Origin of the sequence: Microcoleus sp. BM001215392, from assembly GCF_036700185.1 — a bacterium.
In the GTDB taxonomy this organism is placed as follows: domain Bacteria; phylum Cyanobacteriota; class Cyanobacteriia; order Cyanobacteriales; family Microcoleaceae; genus Microcoleus.
In genome coordinates this window covers 1-2,734 of record NZ_JAUBOJ010000604.1, presented here as the reverse complement: position 1 = coordinate 2,734, position 2,734 = coordinate 1, and the positions used below count along the sequence as shown (strand labels likewise).

At 48.0% G+C, this 2,734-nt stretch carries 2 protein-coding genes and 1 pseudogene; all 3 read left to right on the top strand.

From position 1 onward, the window contains the following. Positions 1-413 precede the first annotated feature (413 nt). Positions 414-637: pseudogene (locus QT974_RS33250) on the top strand (D-aminoacyl-tRNA deacylase); the annotation flags it as partial. Between the two features lie 546 nt (positions 638-1,183). Next, a complete protein-coding gene (locus tag QT974_RS33245; protein WP_333472626.1) occupies positions 1,184-2,422 on the top strand; it encodes a HetZ-related protein in 1,239 nt (412 codons plus the stop codon). Positions 2,423-2,435: 13 nt separating this feature from the next. Then, on the top strand, positions 2,436-2,606 hold the full coding sequence (locus QT974_RS33240) for a hypothetical protein (protein WP_333472625.1): 171 nt from the start codon (positions 2,436-2,438) through the stop codon (positions 2,604-2,606). The last annotated feature ends 128 nt before the right edge of the window (positions 2,607-2,734 follow it).

Sequence of the window (2,734 nt, the reverse complement as noted above, 5' to 3'; positions counted from 1 at the left end):
GATAAACGCAGATAATTTCAGGGTGTTTTCCGATTTTTGCAATTCAAGTCTATTATTGTCTTTTGAGGCGACATGATATCACTCTTAAAAAAAACTACGCACGAGTGGCCAGAAACCGGGTTTTTTTCAACAAAACTGCATCAAAGCCTTTAATGCTGGTGAAAAACCCGGTTTCTCTAGTCATTGATGCGTTGAGGACTGTTGAAAACCGAAGTTTACCCGATCGTCTTTCGGTGAGTGTTTAATTTAAATATTTCTGATTTATAGCAATCGCCACAGCAGTGAGGAAATAAATCACCTCATGAATAGAGCCGATCTCCCATAGCATAAACGGTTTGATTTGGGTACAGTCAACTGTCAACTGTCCGCGGTCAACTGTCCACTGCTATAAAATGCGAGTCATCATCCAACGAGTCAGTCAGTTTACGCTGTACGGCGATTGTCGCTGATGTCGGCTTCTGGTCGTTCGATCGCTCTGCCGCCCCAGAAGCCGCCGAAAAACTTTATGCAAAATTCGTCGAAAAGTTGCGCTCTTGGCAGCTTAAAAGTCGAAACAGGGCTGTTTGGAGCCACGATGCAAGTCTCTATACATAATGATGGCCCAGTCACTTTGGTGCTAGAGAGAGCATCGGCGTGAATTGTGGGCAGACTTTCACTCTTGTCTTCCTTCGCGTCCTTTGCGTCTAAGCGCTAGCGCGCACGCTTTGCGAACGCGGTTCGTTCAAAAAAAGCCGTTGCCCCTTTTAAAAGCAAATTTCCAAATTCACCGGGTTTCCCAACTGCTGTGGCGTAGCTTCTGAAGATAGTGCAGTTTGCTACATTCTGCCGGCTCTCGATTCCACAATTTCCCACGCCCAAAATCACCTCACAGGGCCAGTTAGTAAATTGTCCACTCAGCAGCCGGGAACACCCTCTATCTAAAGAGCGATCGCCACACCCGCATAACAGCTCAGAATGCTTGTACAGTAAGGCTCTAATGGCAATAAAACCAATCTTTCACAACCAGCGCTTAAAATCAGAAACAGCCGCCAAAAACTGTTGCATGAGAGAGTGGAACACTGACATGACTGCGATTATCTCTACGAACCTATATTCAATGTATAGAGAGTTGAATCAGCACAGCAAGCCAAACCGCCAGCAACTGTTCTCCTCGCCCACTCTACGCCACTACCCGATAAACGCCATGACTGTCAAAACTGCCACCAACACCGTCAACTGCAACACCGCTTCTAACCTCAACTTCATTTCCGCCACCTCCACCGAACAAACCGCCGAAATCAACACAGTGTCGAGCATCGATGTCCTGGCTTTAGCCGAATTCGCGCTCAAAGAATTGGAAGCATCAATGAAAAATTCCAGCCGCAGCGCTCAAACAGTGGCGATGCGGATTGCTAAGGAAGTCGAACGGATTTGCCAAAAAAGCGATCGCATCCAAATTTCCGGCGAAGTTGAAGCTTGGCAAATCACCTTGGCCGAGCACCGGTTGCAAAAAACTCTCCAATACTACAACCTCGGTTCCAAAAGCGGCCGCGTCGAACTGCACTCTCACCTCGCGGCGATGATTTACCGCCACGTTGCTTCGTTCCGCTCCAACTTGAACTTCCAAGCTCGCTATAACATGATTGAAGACTTTTTGCAAGGCTTTTACATCGAAGCTTTGCGGGCCTTCCGTCGCGAACACCAACTGGATCTCAACTACACTCCCCGCACGCAGATTGAATTGGCTGAGTACATGGCTTTTACCGAACACTACGCCAAGCGCCAAATCGGCTTACCCGGCCGCAACCGCCAACGCCTGATCGTGCTTCGCGCCCAAGGATTTGCCAAGGGTCAACCTCCCGAAACTGCGATCGACATTGAAATGGCTGTAGAATCCGGCAAGGGAGAAGATGCAGAAATCTACAGCCGTTCTCCGGCGCTGCAACAAGTCCGCGAACAAATGGTTTCGGAAACTGTCGATCCGGCTGATGCTGTGCTGCGCGATCGAGTTGTCGCCGAATTGATCGCCTATCTGGAAGCTCAAAATCAGCCTGAATGCGTCAGCTACTTGACTTTGAAATTGCAAGACCTTTCAGCTTCGGAAATCGATCGCGTTTTGGGTTTGTCTTCCCGCCAGCGCGACTACTTGCAACAACGGTTTAAGTACCACGTCGAAAAATTTGCCCGCACTCAAAACTGGAAACTGGTGCACGAATGGCTGGGTGCTGATGTCGATCAAAAGCTGGGGATGAATTCCGAAAAATGGGAAGCATTTCGCGCTCAACTGTCGCCCGAACAGCAACAACTGTTAGCAATGAAGCGGAATCAAGAATGCGACAAGGCGATCGCCACTGCGATCAAATGCACCCCCAAACAAGTTCAAAAACGTTGGGCGCAACTGTTGGATCTGGCAAGCCAGACTCGCAACAGCAGCCAAGCATAACGGGTGATCGAACATGAACGCAAGTGTTTTATTGAGACTGGAAAATGCGATCGGGTGCGGCACCGGAACCGGAATGCTCGCCCCGCCGTCCACTCTCAAATCTACCAGGGCTGCTCAATTATCACCCAAATTATCGCCGCTTTCCGGCAATTTCAATTTATTAAAACAACATTATTTGTATTAAAGTTTTCCATTCCCAGGCATGACCTGGGAATTTGTTTTTGTTAGTCATAATTCATTATATTCTATATAAAAAAACACAGTAAAATTGGTTCGATCGTTCGGACTTCAGTCCTCATAAAAATCCGAGGA